The 21255-nt window shown below is 43.9% G+C and carries 20 protein-coding genes and 1 tRNA gene; 17 read left to right on the top strand and 4 right to left on the bottom strand.

Annotated elements, in window-relative coordinates:
• A partial coding sequence (locus F6J99_RS21880; RefSeq protein ID WP_293115273.1) for an Npun_F0813 family protein occupies positions 1–482 on the bottom strand: 482 nt, incomplete at its 3' end.
• A gap of 658 nt (positions 483–1140) precedes the next feature.
• On the opposite strand from F6J99_RS21880, the gene F6J99_RS21875 reads away from it, so the two are divergent.
• Positions 1141–1213 (top strand) — tRNA-Arg (locus tag F6J99_RS21875).
• A 327-nt stretch (positions 1214–1540) separates the two neighbouring features.
• On the opposite strand, the gene F6J99_RS21870 is transcribed toward F6J99_RS21875, so the two are convergent.
• Positions 1541–1897 carry a hypothetical protein gene (locus tag F6J99_RS21870; RefSeq protein WP_293115271.1) on the bottom strand — a complete coding sequence of 119 codons (357 nt, stop codon included), beginning with the start codon at positions 1895–1897 and terminating at the stop codon, positions 1541–1543.
• A gap of 276 nt (positions 1898–2173) precedes the next feature.
• Here F6J99_RS21870 and F6J99_RS21865 point away from each other — a divergent pair, with 276 nt between their 5' ends.
• Both F6J99_RS21865 and F6J99_RS21860 read left to right on the top strand, forming a co-directional pair.
• Positions 2174–2485 (top strand): hypothetical protein, encoded by a 312-nt coding sequence (locus F6J99_RS21865; RefSeq protein WP_293115275.1) that lies wholly within the window; start codon positions 2174–2176, stop codon positions 2483–2485.
• Between the two features lie 168 nt (positions 2486–2653).
• Positions 2654–4381: a succinate dehydrogenase/fumarate reductase flavoprotein subunit gene (locus F6J99_RS21860; RefSeq protein ID WP_293115269.1), complete on the top strand. Its 1728-nt coding sequence runs from the start codon at positions 2654–2656 to the stop codon at positions 4379–4381.
• A gap of 96 nt (positions 4382–4477) precedes the next feature.
• On the opposite strand, the gene F6J99_RS21855 is transcribed toward F6J99_RS21860, so the two are convergent.
• Positions 4478–5404, bottom strand: a complete 927-nt coding sequence (locus tag F6J99_RS21855) for a tetratricopeptide repeat protein (RefSeq protein ID WP_149031348.1) — start codon at positions 5402–5404, stop codon at positions 4478–4480.
• Positions 5405–6040: 636 nt separating this feature from the next.
• Here F6J99_RS21855 and F6J99_RS21850 point away from each other — a divergent pair.
• The 10 genes from F6J99_RS21850 to F6J99_RS21805 all read left to right on the top strand — a co-directional run bounded on the left by F6J99_RS21850 (position 6041) and on the right by F6J99_RS21805 (position 16095).
• Positions 6041–7075 carry a hypothetical protein gene (locus F6J99_RS21850; protein ID WP_293115265.1) on the top strand — a complete coding sequence of 345 codons (1035 nt, stop codon included), beginning with the start codon at positions 6041–6043 and terminating at the stop codon, positions 7073–7075.
• Positions 7076–7145: 70 nt separating this feature from the next.
• Positions 7146–7319: a hypothetical protein gene (locus F6J99_RS21845; RefSeq protein ID WP_158069870.1), complete on the top strand. Its 174-nt coding sequence runs from the start codon at positions 7146–7148 to the stop codon at positions 7317–7319.
• Between the two features lie 386 nt (positions 7320–7705).
• Positions 7706–9499: an SLC13 family permease gene (locus F6J99_RS21840; RefSeq protein WP_293115263.1), complete on the top strand. Its 1794-nt coding sequence runs from the start codon at positions 7706–7708 to the stop codon at positions 9497–9499.
• 391 nt (positions 9500–9890) lie between these two features.
• Complete coding sequence (locus tag F6J99_RS21835; RefSeq protein WP_293059921.1) at positions 9891–10763, top strand: ABC transporter permease; 873 nt, start codon at positions 9891–9893, stop codon at positions 10761–10763.
• Complete coding sequence (locus tag F6J99_RS21830; RefSeq protein ID WP_293115261.1) at positions 10763–12043, top strand: ABC transporter ATP-binding protein; 1281 nt, start codon at positions 10763–10765, stop codon at positions 12041–12043. Before F6J99_RS21835 ends, F6J99_RS21830 begins: the two co-directional genes overlap by 1 nt.
• A 7-nt stretch (positions 12044–12050) precedes the next feature.
• Positions 12051–12323, top strand: a complete 273-nt coding sequence (locus F6J99_RS21825) for a hypothetical protein (RefSeq protein WP_293115259.1) — start codon at positions 12051–12053, stop codon at positions 12321–12323.
• A gap of 486 nt (positions 12324–12809) precedes the next feature.
• Positions 12810–13253 (top strand): acyltransferase, encoded by a 444-nt coding sequence (locus tag F6J99_RS21820; protein ID WP_293115257.1) that lies wholly within the window; start codon positions 12810–12812, stop codon positions 13251–13253.
• 286 nt (positions 13254–13539) lie between these two features.
• Positions 13540–14385, top strand: coding sequence for a glycosyltransferase (locus tag F6J99_RS21815; protein ID WP_293115255.1), 846 nt, complete (start codon positions 13540–13542; stop codon positions 14383–14385).
• Between the two features lie 42 nt (positions 14386–14427).
• Positions 14428–15153 (top strand): 3-deoxy-manno-octulosonate cytidylyltransferase, encoded by a 726-nt coding sequence (gene kdsB / locus F6J99_RS21810; RefSeq protein WP_293115253.1) that lies wholly within the window; start codon positions 14428–14430, stop codon positions 15151–15153.
• Positions 15154–15246: 93 nt separating this feature from the next.
• A complete protein-coding gene (locus F6J99_RS21805) occupies positions 15247–16095 on the top strand; it encodes a sulfotransferase domain-containing protein (RefSeq protein ID WP_293115251.1) in 849 nt (282 codons plus the stop codon).
• A 307-nt stretch (positions 16096–16402) separates the two neighbouring features.
• Here F6J99_RS21805 and F6J99_RS21800 read toward each other — a convergent pair whose 3' ends face one another.
• A complete protein-coding gene (locus tag F6J99_RS21800) occupies positions 16403–16573 on the bottom strand; it encodes a hypothetical protein (protein WP_158517651.1) in 171 nt (56 codons plus the stop codon).
• Positions 16574–16899: 326 nt separating this feature from the next.
• On the opposite strand from F6J99_RS21800, the gene kdsA reads away from it, so the two are divergent.
• The 4 genes from kdsA to F6J99_RS21780 all read left to right on the top strand — a co-directional run bounded on the left by kdsA (position 16900) and on the right by F6J99_RS21780 (position 21062).
• The gene (gene kdsA, locus F6J99_RS21795) at positions 16900–17730 is read left to right on the top strand and encodes a 3-deoxy-8-phosphooctulonate synthase (RefSeq protein ID WP_293115248.1); all 831 of its coding nucleotides are present in this window, start codon (positions 16900–16902) and stop codon (positions 17728–17730) included.
• A 190-nt stretch (positions 17731–17920) separates the two neighbouring features.
• Complete coding sequence (locus tag F6J99_RS21790) at positions 17921–18427, top strand: HAD-IIIA family hydrolase (protein ID WP_293115246.1); 507 nt, start codon at positions 17921–17923, stop codon at positions 18425–18427.
• Positions 18428–18568: 141 nt separating this feature from the next.
• The gene (locus F6J99_RS21785) at positions 18569–19861 is read left to right on the top strand and encodes a polysialyltransferase family glycosyltransferase (RefSeq protein WP_293115244.1); all 1293 of its coding nucleotides are present in this window, start codon (positions 18569–18571) and stop codon (positions 19859–19861) included.
• Positions 19833–21062: a glycosyltransferase family 4 protein gene (locus F6J99_RS21780; protein WP_293115242.1), complete on the top strand. Its 1230-nt coding sequence runs from the start codon at positions 19833–19835 to the stop codon at positions 21060–21062. The genes F6J99_RS21785 and F6J99_RS21780 overlap by 29 nt, the downstream gene beginning before the upstream one ends.
• The last annotated feature ends 193 nt before the right edge of the window (positions 21063–21255 follow it).

Here is a 21255-nt window from a genome sequence, read left to right as displayed (position 1 = left end):
CAGGTAGGAAAATCAGAGTTGGTAAGGGGGTCGATTTTGAGCAATTGTTGTACAGCTTGGGTCGATTGAACCTGGGGAAAGTTTGAATCTATCAAGATCTTGGCGATATCCTTCTGAAACAACCCAGCTTGTCTAGCTCCTAAGAAGTCTTCCACATCCATATACACCGTCTGTAGTAGCAAAATACAGGCTTGAATGTAGGATCCCCTAGTGCCCCCAGAGCTGGGTTCAGTCCCTAATTGCTCCAGACGGATTTTTCCCCAAACGCTGTAGCGCTCAGGTTCTTCCAACAATACACAAGCTTTTCCCCGATGATCGGTGAGGTCTCGCCAGAAAGCTATGGCTTCCTCTTCCTGAGTGGCACCAAATACACTGAGCAGGCGAAAGGTTTGCCCCTGGTAATTGAGAATTGGGATTTGCTGCTCCCTCTGTGGGTGCTGAATACTAGAGATTTCAACATCCTGCCTTTTCAAAATAAACATGATACTGGCACATGACTCCTGAGAGGGTCAGGGGGTGCTGTTGACGAAGTGTTCTAACCCCCTAGTACTCTGTCAATTTAGTTTTGAGGGTTAGGGCAAGGTGGCAAAGTGGCAAGCTGGCAAGGTGGCAGGGTGTTAAGTCATACCTAATGCCTAGTAAAAGCGTGCCTAATCCGGAAAAGTATAGTTTACCCCTCAATTCAATTTTGACAGAGTACTAGTCACTATCTCCTGATCAGAATCCTTGTGACAGGGTCTGACTAAGTTCTGATCAGTGACACTGACTATTTACCTACCTTAACTCGGGTTCGAGCGAAGTGCCTTGAGTCTTACTGCTAATTGAGACAAGCAATCGATAATTGTGGTGGCTATCGACTTAACCTGAAAGCTATCCTGAGATCGGTAACGGGCAACGGGCAACGGTTAACAAGCACTGCCTTCTGTTACCCGAGCCATTGTTCCTTGATCCGAAGTTCCCTGTTTCTGCTTGACCTTGACTGTCTCGTTTTAAATTGGTATAGTGCTTATATTTTGTTTACCATTACAGGAGTAAATCCCCCCAAAGCGCCTTGATCAGACTAGGTATTAGGCACACAGAGACTGTTACTCGATCACCAGCCAAGCAAAAACAGTTTTTTCTGATGTATGATATAGCTATGCCCTCGTAGCTCAGTGGATAGAGCTAGGGATTTCTAATCCCTCGGTCGTAGGTTCAAATCCTACCGAGGGCGCTTTTTGGTCATTGATTATTAGTTAAAAGTCAATACCATCCGGCTTAGTCTGCCTCACAAAATACATAGGACTAAGGATTAATTACTAATGACTAAATGTAAATCTAAATGTAAAGTGATGTTGCGGTTCTCTTAAAAATTATTGAGAAATCCCCCAAACCTTGATCACAAGCATATGCTTAGCTAAACCGCGAGAAGCCCGGCACTTTACCCGATAGGATAAGTGTCGGGTAAAGTGCCGGGCAAGGGTCCCAACGGAGCTTGCGAATTAACTGTGACATACTAGGTATAGTAGGGACATCAAATTTAAGAGCTAATCGCCACCTACTAATTAAACCTTGACAACAAAGAATATGGGGTTCCATTTAGAAAAACTCGATAGTTTGAGTTATCTGTGAATGGGTAAAATTCTATAGGTGCGCGAACCGTTCGCCGTAGGCGACGCTTTTGGGCAAAGCCCGACGCTGCGCGAACGCGCCCCGCGTGACCTACGGCCAAACGCGAACGGCGAATTAAATTCCCGTGGCGGTGCGCGCCTGCAGTACTTTGGTTAATGAACTTCTTGTATTGTAAGGCGTGGGTCGGGGCATTCCGGAGGCGAAACCTTAGAAGAGCGATGCAGCAAGGGAACAGGGGGTTTCCCCCACTCGCGCTTTGCATGGCTGACAGGGCAGCCTTAATCATAAAGTTTTAACCCTTTCAGCCAAGCCTCCTAACCATCAAGGCTGCCCTCTTCTTGCGGTAACTTCTGACCGTGTCGTTAATAAAGCTTACCGAACGCGCCCCGCGTGGCCAAAGGCCTGACGCGCCCCGCGTGGCCTTTGGCCTTGTATCCGTTCGCGCCCCGCGTCAGGCTTTGCCCGATAGCGATGGCTGGAGTTGGTAAGAAGCCCGCGCTGTACAGCCCTTGTCAGCGTCGGGAGTATGTCACAAAAATAAAGAAATGTGTCAAGAGATTCCATGGATAACTTACAACGATATCGCATTGTATGCACCCTAAGCTTTGGTGACATTTATGGACAAATTATGGTTTGGTTAATCGTAATTTTCCTGAGTCTCGCCTCAGCCTTAGCTCTTTGGAGTGCTGACCGCCAAATTTACGCTCTGGCAACTGTCGGGCTGATTTTGGTACTATCTCTGCCCTTCCTGCTCTTTGCCTTCGTGACTACATTGTTAAACCATATTGAAATTGCTCAGATGGAAGAGGAGGAAACCACATCAACAGCTGGAGGCAGAGCGCCTAGACAGAAACCGATTGAGGCGACCGGTTGAAGAGAATCCCAACCATCCCCGGCTTTTTCCGCAACCCGGGGAAGGGGAGTTGAGAGCCTCCGTACTTGAGGAGGATAACTTCCTTTTTCCGTAATCCTAGACGCTAGATGCCTAGAGGCTAGAACCTAGAGCCTAAAATAGGAATTCGGATTCCATAATACGAGCGAGATGCTAGAACACGATGTCATTATTGTCGGTGGGGGATTAGCTGGATGTCGCGCTGCTTTAGAGATTAAACGCTCTGAGCCTAAGCTGGATGTCGCTCTTGTGGCTAAAACTCACCCCATTCGTTCCCATTCGGTGGCTGCCCAAGGGGGTATGGCAGCTACTCTGAAGAATGTTGATGCGTCCGATAGCTGGGAAGCCCATGCCTTTGACACGGTTAAAGGGTCTGACTACTTGGCAGACCAGGATGCAGTAGAAATCCTCACCAAAGAGGCTCCAGAGGTGGTCATTGAGCTGGAACACATGGGGGTTCTGTTTTCCCGCTTACCCGATGGTCGGATTGCTCAGAGGGCTTTTGGAGGTCATTCCCATCGCCGCACTTGCTACGCGGCAGATAAGACGGGTCACGCCATTTTACATGAACTGGTTAACAATCTCCGCCATAACGGTGTAAAACTCTACGATGAGTGGTACGTTATGCAGCTGATTTTGGAAGAGGGTCAGGCAAAAGGGGTGGTGATGTTCCAGCTCCTAGACACGAAGGTGGAAGTAGTACGGGCAAAAGCGGTCATGTTTGCTACCGGGGGTTATGGACGGGTATTTAATACGACCTCCAATGACTTTGCCTCCACTGGGGATGGTCTGGGAATGTCAGCTCTGGCTGGGGTGCCTTTGGAAGATATGGAGTTTGTACAGTTTCACCCTACGGGCTTGTATCCGGTAGGAGTTTTGATTTCTGAGGCGGTACGAGGGGAAGGGGCTTATCTGATTAACTCAGAAGGCGATCGCTTTATGAGCGACTACGCCCCCAAACAAATGGAACTGGCACCCCGGGATATTACTTCAAGAGCAATTACCCTAGAACTCAGAGCTGGTCGTGGCATTCATCCTGATGGCAGTGCAGGTGGACCTTTTGTTTACCTTGACCTGCGCCACATGGGCAAAGAAAAGATTATGAGTCGGATTCCCTTTTGCTGGGAAGAAGCCCATCGATTGGTTGGTATTGACGCAGTACATCAACCAATGCCAGTACGACCAACTGCCCACTATTCCATGGGGGGAATCCCTGTCAACACCGATGGACAAGTTCATAGTGGTAAAGATGGGTTAATTGAGGGCTTCTTTGCCGCTGGGGAATCAGCCTGTATCTCTGTTCATGGGGCAAATCGCCTCGGGAGTAATTCCCTGTTGGAATGTGTGGTTTATGGCAAAAGAACTGGTGCTGCGATCGCAAAATACGTCCAAGACCGGAAGTTACCAGACATTGACGAGCAATCCTACCTCAATGCAGCCCAGGCAAAAATCAAAGCCCTTGTGGAAAAATCTGGCACCTTACGGCTTAACCAGTTGCGTCAAGCCTTCCAAGACTGTATGACCCAATTCTGTGGCGTTTTCCGTAACCAAGCGTCCATGGAGGAAGGATTAAACCAACTCGAAGAATTCAAACAACAGTACCAGCAAATTTATTTGGATGACAAAGGCAACTGCTGGAACACTGAAATTATCGAAGCCTTGGAACTGCGCAATTTAATGATAGTCGGAGAAATTATTCTTACCTCTGCTCTGAACCGACGAGAAAGCCGGGGTGCCCATAGCCGGGAGGATTATCCCCAACGGGATGATCCCAATTTTCTCAAACACACCCTAGCGTTTTACTCATCTGCAGGTATTGACCTGCAATATAAACCGGTCAGCATTACCTTGTTTGAACCGAAAGAGCGGAAGTATTGATTACTAGTCCGAGACTGCCTCAGTGGTCGAGTCATGAGTAAGTGACGCTCCTACTCTGTGTTGGTTACTCATGACTAATCACGCTTTGGCCAATGACTAATTTTCTGGAGTTTCTGGAGTTTCTGGAGTTTCTGGAGTTTCGGCTGCCAACTGTTTGACTTGGTCTTTGTACTTGGCTGGTGCTAGGGATGCAGCCTGGTCAAACAGGGGTTTAGCCTTTTCAGTGTTACCCTGTTCTTTAAAAATCATGGCTTTAGCTAGCACTGGTCTCCAGTCATCTTGGCTGCCTTTGATCGCCTGGTCATATATAGCTGTGGCTTCGTCATAACGCTTCTGATTCGCGTAAACTTGACCTAACAACAACTGCACAGAAATGACATCAATGCTCCCAGGTTTAATCTCATTGACTTGCTGGGAACTTTTTAAGGTGTCTTGCAGCAAACCGATGGCTGCTTCTGGGCGGTTTTCCTGGGTTAGCAAACTAACTAACCCTTGCAGAGCATTCATATCCCCAGGCTTAGCGTTTAATATGTCCCGATAGGCTTGAGCTGCTCCTTCGCGATCGCCAATTTGTTGTTTTACCTGAGCCAGCAAGACTCCATAATCTGTCTGGTCTGTATTGAGTTTGGCTAACTTTTCTAGGGGTTCAATGGTGCCTTTGATGTCTCTGAGCTGCAGCCGTATCTCCAGCAGACCTCTCAAAGCCGTTAAATTTTCTGGTTCTCGCTGCAAGACTAGTTCATAACCCTTGGCTTGAGCTTCTAGTTCTGCTTGCTGCTGGGCAGAAATATTTGGTGTAGCTGTAGGTGTTGCCCCAACAGAGGCGGGATTATCCTTGAAAATATTCCCTAGCAAAGGAATCATCGAAATACCGATAAAGGCTAGCACAGCTAGTACTAGCACTATTTTGATCCACAGACTGCGCTTTTGAGACACAAAACTTTCTTTAACTCTATTCCCATTTTGATACTCCCCGGCCTGAAGGGACGAGGATTCTTTAGCGGAGGTACCCTTTTGGGGCATTGCTCGTAGCAACTACCAACATGGGGTTGATAGTCCACTTGGCGGTACCAATTGCCTCTACTCTCTCCGGCACATGGCCATTGAGTCTACTTTTTTGGAAGTAATTTGATTCGCTCTCGAAAAAGACTTGTGCGTGGCATTGGGCTGGAGTTGGAGTCTTTTGACCGAGTACCCATTTCGAGTATCTCCCATTTAACCAAAGCGTCCCACTGCTGGGAGTTTCACCCTTCCTTTCCGGGTCATCGCGTCTTGTATTATTCTAACACAAAGCCGTCGAACGAAGGACGGGGTTTGGGACCGATTTTCTTTGATGAAACGATTTGGGGAGCTTTATTGTCTCCTCCCATCAATCCCATCTATTTAAATAAGCTAGCATTAAAGCTCATTTAAATCGGCTAGAAACCGCTCAGATTAAAGATTCCATAAACTTTGCGGATCTAAGCTTTATCTCACTGCATTCTGTACAGTGGGTAGACTAGTACCAAGTGCGCTCACCCTCCAGTTTTTTGGTGGCAACAGTCCAGAAGAATTTTTTCTGGAAAGGACACCGGAAAGCTGGAACATGTTGACAAGACAATGCTGCCAATGTCAGTCAAAACCACCCATGGGAATGTGTCTCCGCCGCTAGGAGGTTATATGAATTCGTCTGTGAATGGGCTTCCCGACTCAGCTGAGTCGTCTCGAATCGAACCACCGGAAGTATCCAGTGTGCAAAACCAGCCCCCAGAAACACCAACTGGTGGCTCTCAAGATACCACCAAATCAGATCCCTTAGCTGAATCTAATGGGACAGTAACTACTCAGGTCTCAAGTCAGGTCTCAAGTCAGCTCTCAAGTCAGCTCTCAAGACAGCACCCAATTCCTGCCCCCAGTGAACCTAGGCAATACCGCGCCATCGGTCTGGTCAATGGCAAATATATGCCTTCCGCAGAGCAGTTGACCAGGGGAACACTTGTAGCGGCAGATGGAACCTTGATTGATGCGGTGTTACTCGGTCGGGTCATGAGTTTGGTCAAGAATCACTTAGATCTCAATCAGCCCCACCTCTGGGTTGTCTATCCCCGCATCAGGCAAGCAGACGATAACTTACATGTCCAAATTGTTGGCGTCTGGGAACCAGAAACTCTCGAACCCACAGCTGAAGCTGAAACAACTGACTCGGGAGTTGCTCAGTCCGAAGCAGAAGTGGAGACATCAAATGACTGCTCAGAAGCTGAGGTGGAACCGATTCCTAAGGATGGCTATTTTTCCATTCGTGGCGAGGTGATCTACCATTCGCGGGAGAATGAACAAGTCGTTGTTAAAATTAGGCAATTACCTCGTAAAGAGTCAGATAAGCCTAAGTTTTTCAAGTTAAAGCTTAAGGGTTGCCTGGGAGAAAGGGTCGTTGGTCATTTTTGGGATTTACATGCACAGCTGCAAGCCAATACCCTGGTAATCCAGGAAGGAAATGATATTGGTTTTCTCAACAAAAAAGGACCAAAGAGGAAACCATTTAATAAAAATAAGAAACGTTTTGGTCCTAAAAAGAGTTACCCGAAGCCACGCCCTGCTCGTAAAAAGGATGGCGCGGCTACAGCCACAGCACCCAAACCCCAAACACCAAGACCGAAACCGATCAAGCGTATTGAGAAGGGTAGTCAGGGTGATCCCTCTGGGAATTCTGCTTGATGGGAAGTGGAGAATTGCTCGAAGCGTGAGCTACCACGCTTTACTTTGAAGAATATGGGGGGATGGGGGAATGGGGACGGACATGGAATATCCCCTACTCCCCTACTCCAGTATCTATTCTCCTGGCAGACTCAGAGGGACTCGCAGGAGTTTATTCAATTTTAATTTAATTGATTTTTTGCTTGGCGAGATGGTAGGATTAACAGTCAACGGTCAACCGTTAACGGTCAACAGTCAACAATAATTGACAGTTTATTATTAAAGTTTTTTAAACAAAGGCTGTCTTAATTTAAAGTTTTAATTAAGGGCTCTACTTGACTAGATTATAAGGAATAATTAACTTCATAACTACGGATGAATTCGGGGAATAAAGACTAGTACATTATTGTTCCGAAGTTCCGAAGTTATGAAGTTATGAAGTTACCTTTAAATTAATTTGATATCCTAAGGATTCTGATCAAATCTATAACTATAAATTATAGATTTGATGAAGGATACGCTAACTAATAGCGTTATTGAATCCTATGGCGAGATAAATTCCATGGATAGGTAAATTTATAAAAATGTTTGATTGATGTCCATGAGCTACCTAATTAAGGTAGTCTTTTTTGGTGAGATCCTACGCTATCTATGACTATTTTTCTTACCCTGAGCGTTGTTGTACTAGCTTTAATCAGTTTCATTAGGGAATGGATGCCAGTGGATATCACTGCGATCGCAGTGATGGTGTTACTGATGCTTCTAAAGCTAGTCACCCCAGAACAGGGAATCTCCGGTTTTGGCAACCCTGCCACGATCACTGTGATGGCTATGTTTATCCTCAGTGCTGGGATTGCCCGAACTGGGGCGCTTCAAATCGTGAATGACCTACTGCTGAAGTGGGGAGGCAAGGAGTCAACCCAGCAAATCTTTACCATGGGAATGATTGCTGGTCCGATAACGGGCTTCATTAACAATACCGCTGTGGTAGCTGTACTACTTCCTATTGTAGAAGATTGGTGCCGCAAGCAAAGTATTTCCCCTTCTAGGCTTTTGATGCCCTTATCCTTTGTCACTATCTTAGGGGGCATGATCACTACCATTGGCACCTCCACTAATGTCTTGGCCAGTGGGTTGTCTAAACAGTTGGGCTATGGTGATTTCAGCTTGTTTCAATTCACCCAATTGGGGCTAATTACATTTACCGTAGGATTGGCATATTTGGCTCTAGTGGCACCCCGACTTTTGCCCAACCGTAAAGTAGCTAGCAATGGTATTGTCACTCAAGACTATAATCTCAAAGAGTATGTCAGTGAAATTGTAATTACACCAGATTCCAGCCTAGTGGGGCAAAGCCTACGTGCCAGTGAAATCCAGCGGAAGTTTGATTTGGACGTTTTGGAACTGATTCGCAATGGTAGCCGTTTTCCCCAACCGCTGGCAGATAAAGTATTGCGACCAGGGGATATTTTGATTGTGAGGTCTGGTCGGGAGTGTCTGCTGAGAGTCAAAGATCAACGAGGGATAGAAATCTTAGCTGATGTCCAATTTGGACAGCAACCGTTGGAAACCGGTCTTACCTCTGGGGAGGAGGGGATTGCTGAGGTGTTGATCCTGGCTAACTCTAATTTAATTGGCTCAACCTTAAAGGATATGCGGTTTCGGCAACGCTATAACGGTACGGTTTTGGCAATTCGACGGGGACAGGAACTGGTCAGAGAAAGACTTGGACGAGTTTCCTTGCACTTTGGTGATGTGCTGTTGGTACAAGGGCCGAGGCAAAGTTTGTTGGGATTGCAAACCAGTCGAGATTTGTTGGTGATTGGACAGCGAGATTTAGAAACCCTACGGCGAGACAAAGCAGGGATTGCGATCGCAATTAGTGTCGGGGTAGTCTTAGCAGCTGCCTTTAATGTGCTAACGATTATGGTGAGTGCCTTGTTGGGAGTGGTGTTGATGGTGATCACTGGTTGTCTCAAACCTGGGGAACTTTACGGAACAGTACGCTGGGATATTATTTTCCTGCTGGCTGGGTTAATTCCTTTGGGGATAGCGATGAAGCAGTCAGGCACAACTGAATGGTTAGCCGAAAATCTAGTGGCACTAGGGGGTAATCTTCCTGGTTATTGGTTGTTAACACTGTTCTATGTGGTTACTGTCATGATTACAGAGGTGCTGTCTAACAATGCTTCGGTAGTGTTACTATTGCCGATTGCTGTGGAGGTAGCTAAGAGTTTGAGTCTGAATCCTTTAGCGTTTATGTTTACGGTGATGTTTGCCGCATCCAATAGTTTTATGACTCCGATTGGGTATCAGACCAATACCATGGTTTATGGGCCAGGGGGTTACAGGTTTTTGGATTTTGCTAGGGTGGGTGCCCCATTAAGTTTGTTGATGGCGTTGATTATTCCGCCACTGGTTATTGCCCTGTATGGGTTGTCTTGAGTTTTACCGCTATAAATAAGCTAATCTTTATTCCCTCCTCATGCGCGCTTTGGATCAAGACACGGTTTGTTTTTTAACTGAATAAAATCCAATTTAAATGGGCAACAGCTTATAGTTTTTTTTCTGAACCAATGAATTTACTTAATTGGTTAAACTATCCAGATTTAACAGATAGTTTTTGAATAAGTTAACAGATAATTATTATCAGGGATAACTCTAGATTTAACCTAGATTAAACTTTTAAATATAACCTGTATTTCTGCTCCCTACTCCCTACTCCCTACTCCCTGCTCCCTACTCCCTGCTCCCTACTCCCTGCTCCCTACTCCCTGAAACCAGAAAATTTGTACCTCACCCAATTGATAACTGCTAGAAAAGTGAGGAGATAGTTTTGAAACGGACTAAAGGATCAGATCAGAGATTACCCAGGGTGGTTTATACTCCTGAGAGTAAGATGAGGCATCCGCTTCAATTATTTCAAGAGATGGGGCGAGACTTGCTAGCTTCTAGGGAACTAGCTTGGCGACTTCTGGTGCGGGATATCAGTGCCCAATACCGCCAGTCATTTCTGGGAATTGTCTGGGCTTTTATACCACCAATTGTGACAGCTGTTGGCTTTACTATGGCTAAGAGTAACGGGGTGATTAATGTTGGTAGCACGGAGTTGCCCTATCCAGCTTATGTGATGTTTAGCATGACCCTGTGGCAGACTTTTGTGGAAACACTGAATGGTCCTGTCCAAGCCGTGACCCAGGCCAAGGCAATGTTGGCTAAAATTAATTTCCCCCGTGAAGCGATTATTCTTAGCAAACTCGGTCAAGTATTTTTTAACTTTGGTATCAAGTTAATTCTGATTGTGGGCTTGTTTATCTGGTTCAAGATGCCAGTAAGTTGGAGCGTGATTATAGCACCAGTTGCTTTGATTAATCTTGTCTTTTTTGGAACATTTATTGGCTTGTTATTAGCCCCGATGGGAGCCTTGTATAAAGATTTTTATATGGGTCTTACTTTGGCAACTGGATTTTGGTTATTTCTGACTCCAGTTGTCTATCCAGTTCCTAGTGAGGGGGTATTTGGCGCTATTGTGAAATTCAATCCAGTCACTCCTTTGCTGGTGACAACACGAGAGTTGGCAACCACAGGTGTGATCTCCGATCCCCTGGGATTTTGGGTGGCGAGTGGAATTGCTGTTGTGGGATTGCTACTAGCTTGGATTGTCTATCGTCTCTCCATGCCTTTTATAGTTGAGAGGATGAGTTCTTAATGATGATTAGTACCACTGAGCAAGACCTTGCGAACAAATCCCAGGATAGTGAAGTCATTCTCTCGATTAATGGGGTTTCTAAAAAGTTTTGTCGGGACTTGAAGCGGTCTTTATTATATGGGGTTCATGATATTGCCACTGAGTTATTAGGATTGCGGCAGAAGGATGATAAGCTGCGGAAAAAGGAGTTTTGGGCACTTAAGGATGTCAGTATTCAATTGCGACGAGGAGAAGCAATTGGCTTAGTGGGAAAAAATGGTAGTGGTAAATCGACATTATTGCGGATTATTAGTGGTTTGATTAAGCCGGATGTTGGCTCTGTGGAAGTTAAAGGTCGCTTGGCACCATTGATTGCCTTAGGAGCAGGGTTTAATCCGATTTTGACAGGGCGGGAAAATATTTATGCCAATATGTCGATTTTGGGGTTGTCGAAAAAAGAAATTGATCAGCGGTTTGATCAAGTTTTAGAGTTTGCGGAAATTGGCGATGCGATTGATGCGCCCGTACAAACCTATAGTTCTGGCATGGCAGCAAGGTTAGGCTTCGCTAGTGCAATTCATACAGAACCAGATATTCTTCTGATTGATGAGGTGCTAGCAGTTGGCGATATTCTGTTTAGGATGAAATGCTATAGAAAGCTATCTGAATTACGGTATAAAGGTACAACGTTTGTGTTAGTAGCTCACAATCCTAATTCTATTCTATCTATTTGTGATTCAGCAATTTATCTTCAACGGGGAAAATTACTAGCAGTTGGTAAAGCCCCTGTGGTAATGCAACAATATGATCAAGATTTGTTCCTAGATAACAAACAGGAATCAAAAGGAGCTGTTTTCTTTAAAGAAAAACCCGCAGAACAAAGCACTGGTTTAGATATTATTGGCGTTTACTTTAGAGATGGACAAGGAAATAGGATTGACTATCCTCTCAGTGGTCAACCGGTATCCTTTTGTGTTAAGTGCAAAGCTCACACAGAAATTGATAATGGAACCCTTTTTATTATTATTAGACAAAGTTCTGGAGAAGGTGAACCATTCTTAAATCTAGATAGTTACCTAGACAACACAATATTTAAATTTTCTAATGGACTAGTTGAGCTTCAGATAGAAATGCCTTACCTTGGATTACGTCCAGGTTCTTATTCTACTAAAGTCTGGGTTCAAAAACCACCTAAATATATCTACGACCACGTAGTATTCAAATTCCAAGTTAAAAGTAATACTTTAATGACTCAATGTCAATTTTATCAACCTAGACAATGGAAAGTTTTACCCCAATGATTTTCTATTGAGATTTATTCAAGCAAAAACTACAGACCTGGTGGGTGGAACGGGCATCTTGCCCGTTACAATCGGACGGACTGTGCCAACTTTGACGGTGCGTTACGGGGCGGACTATCCCAACCCTGGCTACGAAGCCAAAAATCAGAGCCTTTCCGCCCCTAAAGCACCACTAGCAACTGCTCCCTGCTCCCTGCTCCCTACTCCCTACTCCCTATTCCCTATTCCCTATTCCCTATTCCCTATTCCCTTTGCTATATGTATCAATTATTTAATTTAATCAATAAATTATGGGATAATTATCAAAATAAAATTAGACAAAACTATTACCGTAACCAACTTGGATATCTTGGGTATAGCGTTTCTAGGACTCATGAGGTACACATTAGAGGTTGTCTGAGAAGTCTCATTGGCTACATCCAAGCCCCCTAAATCCCCCAATTTTGGGGGACTTTTAGAAGCAAATTGAGTCTTGTTCCCCCCAAAGTTGGGGGGCTAGGGGGGCAACAATCAGTATAAAAAAACTTTTCAGATATCCTCTTAGTTTTTACCTCTTCCCTCTTACCTCTTCCCTCTTCCCTCTTAGCTCTTCCCTGCTCCGAAGTCCCTGCTCCCTGCTCCCTAAAAACCAGAAATTTGTACCTCACAAGTCGTAGAATTGCTATAAGAGTGTTATATAGGCAAAAATGTAATCAAAAATAATTTCAGTAAATTATTTCTATGCAATCGAGTTATTGTAGAAAATAATGTAACCCTTAAATGTAATTTGGAAGATTCTGCTATTCATATTGGCGATCGCTCAATTATCCGAAGTTCAGCAATGCTCATATCTGCACAGGGTAAGATAAAAATTGGTAGTGACTGTAGTGTCAACCCTTTTTGTTTTCTTTATGGTGCAGGGGATTTAGTTATAGGAAACTGGGTCAGAATCGCTACCCATACTGTAATTGTTACTTCAAACTATACTTTTGACGATCTTGATACGCCTATCGACCTTCAACCATCTACTAAGAAAGGTGTCATTATAGAAGATGATGTTTGGATCGGGGCGGGAGTAAGAATCCTTGATGGTTGCAGAATAGGTAAAGGTTCTGTCATTGGTGCTGGGACAGTTTTAACCAAGAGTGTTGAGCCTTACTCCGTAGTTGTAGGAGTACCGGGTAAGGTTATTCGTAAACGTGGTGAATTTAAAGATAGTAAACAGCAATAAACAGGAGATTTTTTTTGACAAGACTATTCAAAGTTAACTAAATTTATCTGATCAAATTATGACTAATAAATAATCCAGGCTATCCTAGACTGATTATAGTAAATAATTTAATTTAGCTTAACTCCTTAAACACCAAGGGAGTGAATACAATGAAATTTAAAAAGAATTACTTTTGAAAATCGCTACAAGCCTCTTTTAGTAAGCTTTGTAGCGATTATTTTATACTAATTTAGTTTCCCCACACTCTAGAGAGCCATAATCCCTAGCACTATGAGGATAATTAGCCATGAAAAATCAAGAGCCTGTGCGAGTATTTATCGGCTCTGGTGAAGCCAGTCTAGTGGAGAGGAAAGTTTCAATTTACTCTCTTCGTAAGCATAGCCGTAGGGAACTGGATATTTATGTTTTCAATGGCACCCACAATGCTATTGAACGTAATGATGATCAGCCTTATCTCGCTCCCATGTCCTTACGAGTTAAATATCGCAATACAACTGAGTTTAGTCTCTATCGATATTTGATTCCACAGCTGTGTAACTATCAAGGTAAAGCTATTTATATTGACTCAGATACTATCTGTTTGACTGATATTGGTGAACTCTTTGACACACCTTTGGATGGCTGTGATTTCCTGGCAAAAAGAGCTTATAGCACTGAAGCTAAAGACCTTTGGGGCTTGAGCGTAATGCTGATCGATTGTCAAAAATGTAACTTTGATTTAGAAACCTACTACAACGAAATTGAGCAAGGTCTGTATTCTTATCCTGACCTTGCCCGTATGAGTCCGGCTTTTCTGGCTCATCACCATTACCAAATCGGAGAACTAAACCCCCTTTGGAATGTCTTTGATTACTATGACAAGGATACGAAGTTAATCCACTATACAAACCTCTACACTCAACCGTGGAAGTCTGCCAATCATCCCTATGGAGATTTATGGTTTCAGTACTTTAATGAAGCTAGGGAGTGCGGTTATATAAGCCAAAATGATATTGATTTAAGCTTTGCTCGTTCCTATGTCAGGCGTGATTTACTAAAGGGAAATTTCTCAGGTAGTTTTTTAAAAAAAGTGAGATACACCCCATTGATTTCTCGTCTTTACGAGAGTTTAAAAAAGCTACTGATTAATTAATTTTATAAACGTGATTATATCACCAGTTAGGTAACTTAGTTTATGAATATTCTTGCTGTTATTCCTGCTCGCTATGATTCAATTCGTTTTCCTGGTAAACCCTTGGCAATGATTGGCGATCGCCCAATGGTGCAGAGGGTTTATGAGGCAGCTAAAGGTTGTCCTAATTTCACTAAGGTGGTAGTTGCCACTGACTCTGAATTAGTTGCCGATTGTGTGGGGCAGTTTGGGGGAGAGGTGGAAATGACTCGCTCAGACCATGCTACTGGTACTGACCGGGTTGCAGAAGTAGCTCAACGTTATCCGGAAATGAGGGTAATCGTTAATGTCCAAGGAGACCAACCTTTTGTTACTGGTCAGATGCTGACCGAGCTGGTAAGTCCTTATCTCAAAGGGGAGTTTCCTGCGATGACGACTCTTGCTTGTCCTCTGGATATGGCAACAAGCTATCAAGACCCTAACTCAGTCAAGGTTTTATGCGATCGCAAAAATCACGCCCTCTACTTTTCCCGTGCTCCCATTCCTTACTTCCGGAATTCTGGAGATGCACCTGTATTCCACCATCTCGGACTCTATGCTTTTGAGCGAGATTTCCTGAGCAAATATGCTCAACTGTCACCCACACTCCTAGAGAGGTGTGAAGGCTTAGAGCAGTTGCGAGTACTTGAACATGGATTTGCCATTCGGGTGTGTATTACTGAAAAGGCAGTTTTGGAGATTAATACCCCTGAGGATTTAGTTAAAGCTCAAGCCTTAATTTATCATTAAACCTGGAGATGCTATCCAAATTATTGAGAATAGATCCCAGTTTTCCCTAAGTAGCTAAAAACTCTGTTAATATGTAAGTCTATCAATAGATAAATGATTATCTACATTGCCTCATATCCACGCTCTGGAAACTCATTGACCCAGCAAACAATTCAAACTTTCTTTGAGCGACCAATGACTGTAGTCTATGGAGGTAGTAGGAAACCTGAGACCTATGCTAGTGGAGCCGTAAATTTTATCAAAAACTGGCGTTGGCCAAAGGACAAGACAATTTCAAAATCTTTGTGGGGTAAGTTGCATGCTCAAATTAATAAAAACAATCTAGAAAACTGGATTGCTCTTTATGACCTGAATGTGCCCCCTTATACGAAAGATTGCCGCTACTTACTTCCTGGCTGTTTGAGCGTGCTAACGCCGAAAAATCGCCAAAAATTGGCAGCTGAGGAATCTCCCTTCTTTATCAAAACCCACGAACTACCCTACCAAGAATATTTTGAAGGGGAATACGTCATCTTAGCTGTTCGTCATCCCGGTTCTGTTCTTTGGTCTTATTTCAATTTCATCAAGGATTTCTGGCAAGAGGTTAAAACTCTCGATGAAGTAATTAGAGGAGAAGTTACATTTGGCTCGTGGAGTGAATGGTATCAAAGTTGGAATCAAGCCATACCTTCTCTAAATGACAGACTTTTAAGACTCCGCTTTGAAGATGTGCTGGCGGATAGGCCCAGGGCATGTCAGCAGATAAAAGCCTTGATTAGTCTAGATTATAATCCCTCCAAGCAAGAACTTTCATTTGAGGAGCTGCATAAAAAAGACCCGCAACATATCCGCTCTGGAAAAGCTAATGGCTGGCAAAAGTACTATACCGACAACCAGCTCAGCCTTCTTTGGGAGTTACACAGTGCAACCATGCAGCAATTCGGTTATGAGATGCCTACATAGGCATAGTCTACGTTGGCTTCTGACGTTAATCAGCCTGCCTTGCTAAGGCAGAAGGCAGAAGGCAGAAGGTAAAAGAGTTTCAGGGGTTTTTTTCTGATTTAATACAAGGGAGTTTAAATGCGTGACCGCTTACCTATTACTACAACCCATTGTATAGTTAACAATAATTGACACTCCCCGTCCTGTAAGAACGGGGATTCTTACTTGGCCTATGGCCACGCTACGCGAACAACGAGCCGACTTGCTCAGCCAGGTCGGAACCAGAAAGAGTAGAGGCCGATTCGACCTAAGCGTTTTGATCATAGATCTAGGTTTCGGTGTGCCCCACCGTACCTTTACTTTTTTTTTTAGAGATAGATACTTTTTTAGATCTAAATTTTTCATAGACGTTAAAGTCGTTGTCTTGATGCAGTCGCTCATGGGGGAAACCCCCAAGACCGCTTAGGTGCGCTTTCCGTTGGCGAATTAAATTCGCCACGGGTCGCACCTCTGCATCGCTAGACTAAATTACGCAATATGTATCTCAGACATATTTTTTACGTTGCCTACTTATGGTTAGATAGTATCTATCTCTTTTAAAAGTCTATTGTTTATAATCTTATACTAGCACACCTAGTACAAACTGTCAAGAAAAAGTTTTAAAAAAAAGCCGTCCCTAGAAGTTACCGTAAGAATAAAGAAGCCTTTAAAGGGGGCAGGCTATGAGCATAAGGGTTAAAACTTATTAATTAAGGCTTCTTTATTCTAAGGTTTCTATCCAGCGAAGGACGGGGCTTTAAACCCAATTTTTTTGGTAACTAATTTATGACTCGCGCTCAAATCACAGATACCCTCTCGATTGGCGATCGCTGCCCACTCACCCTGATTGGTGGTCCGTGTGTGATTGAATCGGAAGACTTTACCTTAAAAATGGCAGAGGAGATCCATAAAGTATGCGATCGCTTAAATATTCCTTTGATCTTCAAGTCTTCCTTTGACAAAGCCAATCGAACTTCCATCAACTCCTTTCGGGGACAAACCCTAGACACAGGTCTAGACATTCTCCAGAAAGTTAAACAGAAGGTGGGTGTGCCAGTGCTTACCGATATCCACGAAAGTCACCAAGCTGCAACGGTTGCTGAAGTAGTCGATGTCTTGCAAATCCCAGCTTTTCTGTGCCGCCAAACTGACTTGCTAATCGCTGCGGCTGCCACAGGTAGGGCAATTAACGTCAAAAAAGGTCAGTTTCTTGCCCCTTGGGATATGAAGCATGTGGTCACCAAACTGGAAGCTGGGGGAGCTAAGAATATTTTACTCACAGAGCGGGGTACTAGTTTTGGTTACAATACCCTAGTGGTAGACTTTCGCTCCCTCCCTCAGATGCGCGAGTTAGGTTATCCTGTAGTTTTTGATGCCACTCATAGCGTCCAGATGCCAGGAGGAAAGGGAGATCAATCTGGTGGACAGCGGCACTTTGTTCCCTATTTGGCCAGAGCTGCGGCTGCCGTTGGCATTGATGCTCTGTTCATGGAAATCCATGAAAATCCTGACATCGCCCTTAGCGATGGTCCGAATATGGTACCATTGGCGGAACTAGAAAATGTCCTCAAGGGAATTCTGAATGTTCGTGCAGCTTTGGAGGCTACAATTGGGTAAAATTTGCGGATAAATTTGCGTTGCTTAATAATGGAATGAATGCGCGATCATATGGTTTTGTTGAAGCCCCCTAAATCCCCCGAGCGAGCAATCCCTCGCTCGGGGGACTTTTAGAGTTTTTTTCCCCCCAGAATTGGGGGGTTAGGGGGGCGAAACCATACCCAGAATCAGCAACGCCGAAAAATTTGCTATGAATAACATCCCTGAGACTGAATTACAAGCACGTTTATCCCAGGTCAAACTGCTAGCTCTAGATGTAGATGGAGTCATGACCGATGGCGGACTTTACTATACAGAAAGCGGTGACGAACTCAGAAAGTTTAATGTCAAAGATGGCATGGGGATAAGGCTACTCCAACAGACTGAAATTGAGGTAGCTGTTATTACCAATAGCAGTTCTACGGCAACCCGACATCGAGTCCACAAGCTAGGAATCAAGTACAGTTTTTTTGCCATTGAAGATAAGTTAACTGTCCTCAAAGAACTCTGTGAACAGTTAAGTTTATCTCTTTCCCAAGTCGCCTATGTTGGTGATGATATCATTGATTTAGCCGTTCTGAAAGCTGTAGGATGTCCCTTAACTGTTGCTGATGGGATACCAGAAAACCAAGACAGTGCTGTGTATGTTACCAGATTAGCAGGTGGGCAAGGAGCGGTTCGAGAAATATGTGACCTGTTGCTCAAAGCACAGGTTTGAGCGTGATTAATAACACTATCCCGATTTGAAAGATAACGTCTGAAAGAGTTAATAGGCAATGCTTCTCAAGTAAAAGTCTAGGATAACTTGGCAAGTTATCAGCTTTCGGGTGCTCAGACTTTTGTCTGTTAACCAGGAGCAATGCTGACTACTTCCATAAACCAAATGACTAATCCTAAGCTTGTTAAACGCATCATTACCTGTCAAGGCACCATTCAACTAGTGACTGCCTTATCAGTGCTTAGTTACAGAGAAAAACAGCAAAAAGACCTTACTATTAAATACCAAGATTACCTTGTTATTTATCATCTCTATTCTCCCCCTGGGCAAATTGATGAATTTGCCGCCTTTATCAAAAGGATAGCAGAGTTAGTGGGGGAGTGGCAGAAAATTGTGTACATCACCCCTGAGCAACTCAGTGATATTGAGAGTCGATTAGACTATTCCAGCCCATCAAAAATTTTCCGGATAGTCCATGAAATGGTAGGCACTAACAGCGCTGATGAAATTTACCTGTGCCGGAATTGGATGTTTGGAAATAAACTACTGATTAATAGTTACAAATCTGCCCTGAAACTTTGTTACGGTGATAGTATTGGCTTTTACTTTTCGGTAAAATCAAAGGCGTTATTTGCCGATAAGCCAGAACCTAAATTTAATTTATTTAGCTATATACAAAAAAAACAAAAAGCATTAGTTCGTAAACTAAAAACGAGTTTACGACTAATCACTTATCTAAAAATTAGACCAAAATTTGATATCGGTTATTTTTTATTACCTGAAGCGTTTGGGGAATCCCCTCCTATGAAAACTGTCACATTAAATAAAGTGTGGCTTCTCGAAACGTTTCAAAAGCTCAGGGGTTTGGTAAATCCAGAATATGTTCTTCAGTTTCGCAAGACTATTGCTGAGTCTCCCGTTTCAATCCTACTCACTTCAAATTTCTCTGAGGCTCGTAGAATGTCTCTGGATAATGAAATCGCTGCTTACCGTGAATTCCTGATCAGTGAAGGTATAGAGCCAAACACAGTACTGGTCATAAAACCCCATCCTAGAGATGACAATGTTAAACTCCAGAAGTTGGAGGATGCCCTATCTGAATTGTTTGATAAAATAATAATATTATCAGAACCAGACCTCTTTTTTCTACCGTTTGAGGTATTTTTTGCCGAAGCTTTTCTACCCCTAGATTCAAGGGTCAATAATCAACCCAGGGTGTTTGCCGTCAGCACAGCTTGTGTCTCCCTAAAGCTACTGTTTAATGTTCCCAGTATTGTTGGCTTTGGAGACCAGATTACTTCCAAGCTTTTCTATGAAAATTATGCAGCTGGTAGGTTGCAACACGAACAGGAGTTAAGAGCAGCAATCAACAACGTTGAAGTACCTGGAATCATTAGCGAGCACCATGAAAGTCCTACATATCAATCAATCTGATCTTTCTGGGGGAGCCGCGATCGCAGGCTACCGACTCCATCAAGGTTTGCTCGGTCAAGGCGCAGACTCACGGTTGTTAGTCTGGAGACCCAAAACGATTAGTGATCGTGTAGATTATGCTGCCCGTTTAGCCATTCTAGATAAACTAACTGCCCCGATTACCCAACAACTAGGACTTTACTATATTAATAAACTGGGCACCTTTACGATTCCTAAGCACAGCTTTTATAAAAACGCCGATGTCCTCAATTTTCATGTGCTTCATGGTGGCAGTCGTGGATACTTTAATTATTTAGCAATCCCTTCATTAACTAAACGTAAACCTGCTGTGTTTACCTTCCATGATATGTGGAGCTTTACTGGACATTGTGCCTATAGCTATGACTGCGATCGCTGGAAACGTGGTTGTGGAAAATGTCCTGATCTAAATATTTACCCAGCTGTTCCAAAAGATAATACTCATATAGAGTGGAAGCTAAAAAACTGGGCTTATAGTCACTCAAACTTAACAATTGTTACTCCCAGTCGCTGGCTTTGTGAGCAAGCTCAGCAAAGTATGCTCAACCGCTTTAGGATTCACCATATTCCAAATGGTATTAATACCGAAGTCTATCAGCCCCTCGAATCCCAACAGTGCAAATCTGTACTCAACATTCCCACGGGCAAAACAGTTCTAATGTTTGCCGCCACAAACTTAGCCGAGAAGCGCAAGGGGGGCGATTTGCTGTTGAAAGCGTTGCAAAGTCTACCCCAGTCTATCAAGGCGGAAACTATAGTGCTAACCTTTGGCAGTGGTGGCGAAACGATTGCTGAGACTGTTGGCATGCCAGCATTGAATCTTGGTTATGCCAGCAATGATCACTTTAAAGCCATTGCCTATTCTGCTGCTGATTTGTTTCTTTTCCCCACCCGTGCCGACAATCTTCCCGTGGTCCTGCAAGAGAGTATGGCTTGTGGTACCCCCATGGTGTCTTTCAACATCGGCGGCGTTCCCGATTTGGTACGTCCTGGTATTACTGGTTACTTAGCTCGGCCAGAGGATATTCAAGATTTCTGTAATGGTATTGTGCAGTTACTGGAAGACAAACCGCTACGGGAAACCATGGCACAACAGTGTCGTGCTATTGCCTTGGAAGACTATTCACTTGAACTGCAAGCCCAGCGATATATGGACTTATATCATCAGGTGTTACAAAACTAATATCAAGTCTGGTTGAATACCCATAATTAATGGAGAGTGTGGGAAGAGTGGGGAGGGTGGGAGGTGTGGGGAGATGGGGAGATGGGGAGATGGGGAGATTTTTATTAAGCGATGCAGCGCGGTCTTGGGGAGCCAGTGCGGTCTTGGGGGTTCCCCCCATGAGCAACTGGCGTGGTTTCCCCCACTCGCGCTT

This window comes from Moorena sp. SIO4G3, from assembly GCF_010692305.1.
GTDB lineage: Bacteria > Cyanobacteriota > Cyanobacteriia > Cyanobacteriales > Coleofasciculaceae > Moorena > Moorena producens_A.
This window is presented reverse-complemented; position numbering and strand designations above follow the sequence as displayed.

Coding starts and splice junctions, on each gene's coding strand:
- F6J99_RS21870 (WP_293115271.1), bottom strand. CDS start 1,897: ATGATTAAGGCTGCCCTGTCAGCCATGCAAAGCGCGAGTGGGGGAAAC.
- F6J99_RS21865 (WP_293115275.1), top strand. CDS start 2,174: ATGGATAACTTACAACGATATCGCATTGTATGCACCCTAAGCTTTGGT.
- F6J99_RS21860 (WP_293115269.1), top strand. CDS start 2,654: ATGCTAGAACACGATGTCATTATTGTCGGTGGGGGATTAGCTGGATGT.
- F6J99_RS21855 (WP_149031348.1), bottom strand. CDS start 5,404: ATGCCCCAAAAGGGTACCTCCGCTAAAGAATCCTCGTCCCTTCAGGCC.
- F6J99_RS21850 (WP_293115265.1), top strand. CDS start 6,041: ATGAATTCGTCTGTGAATGGGCTTCCCGACTCAGCTGAGTCGTCTCGA.
- F6J99_RS21845 (WP_158069870.1), top strand. CDS start 7,146: ATGGGGACGGACATGGAATATCCCCTACTCCCCTACTCCAGTATCTAT.
- F6J99_RS21840 (WP_293115263.1), top strand. CDS start 7,706: ATGACTATTTTTCTTACCCTGAGCGTTGTTGTACTAGCTTTAATCAGT.
- F6J99_RS21830 (WP_293115261.1), top strand. CDS start 10,763: ATGATGATTAGTACCACTGAGCAAGACCTTGCGAACAAATCCCAGGAT.
- F6J99_RS21815 (WP_293115255.1), top strand. CDS start 13,540: ATGAAAAATCAAGAGCCTGTGCGAGTATTTATCGGCTCTGGTGAAGCC.
- kdsB (WP_293115253.1), top strand. CDS start 14,428: ATGAATATTCTTGCTGTTATTCCTGCTCGCTATGATTCAATTCGTTTT.
- F6J99_RS21805 (WP_293115251.1), top strand. CDS start 15,247: ATGATTATCTACATTGCCTCATATCCACGCTCTGGAAACTCATTGACC.
- kdsA (WP_293115248.1), top strand. CDS start 16,900: ATGACTCGCGCTCAAATCACAGATACCCTCTCGATTGGCGATCGCTGC.
- F6J99_RS21790 (WP_293115246.1), top strand. CDS start 17,921: ATGAATAACATCCCTGAGACTGAATTACAAGCACGTTTATCCCAGGTC.
- F6J99_RS21785 (WP_293115244.1), top strand. CDS start 18,569: ATGCTGACTACTTCCATAAACCAAATGACTAATCCTAAGCTTGTTAAA.
- F6J99_RS21780 (WP_293115242.1), top strand. CDS start 19,833: ATGAAAGTCCTACATATCAATCAATCTGATCTTTCTGGGGGAGCCGCG.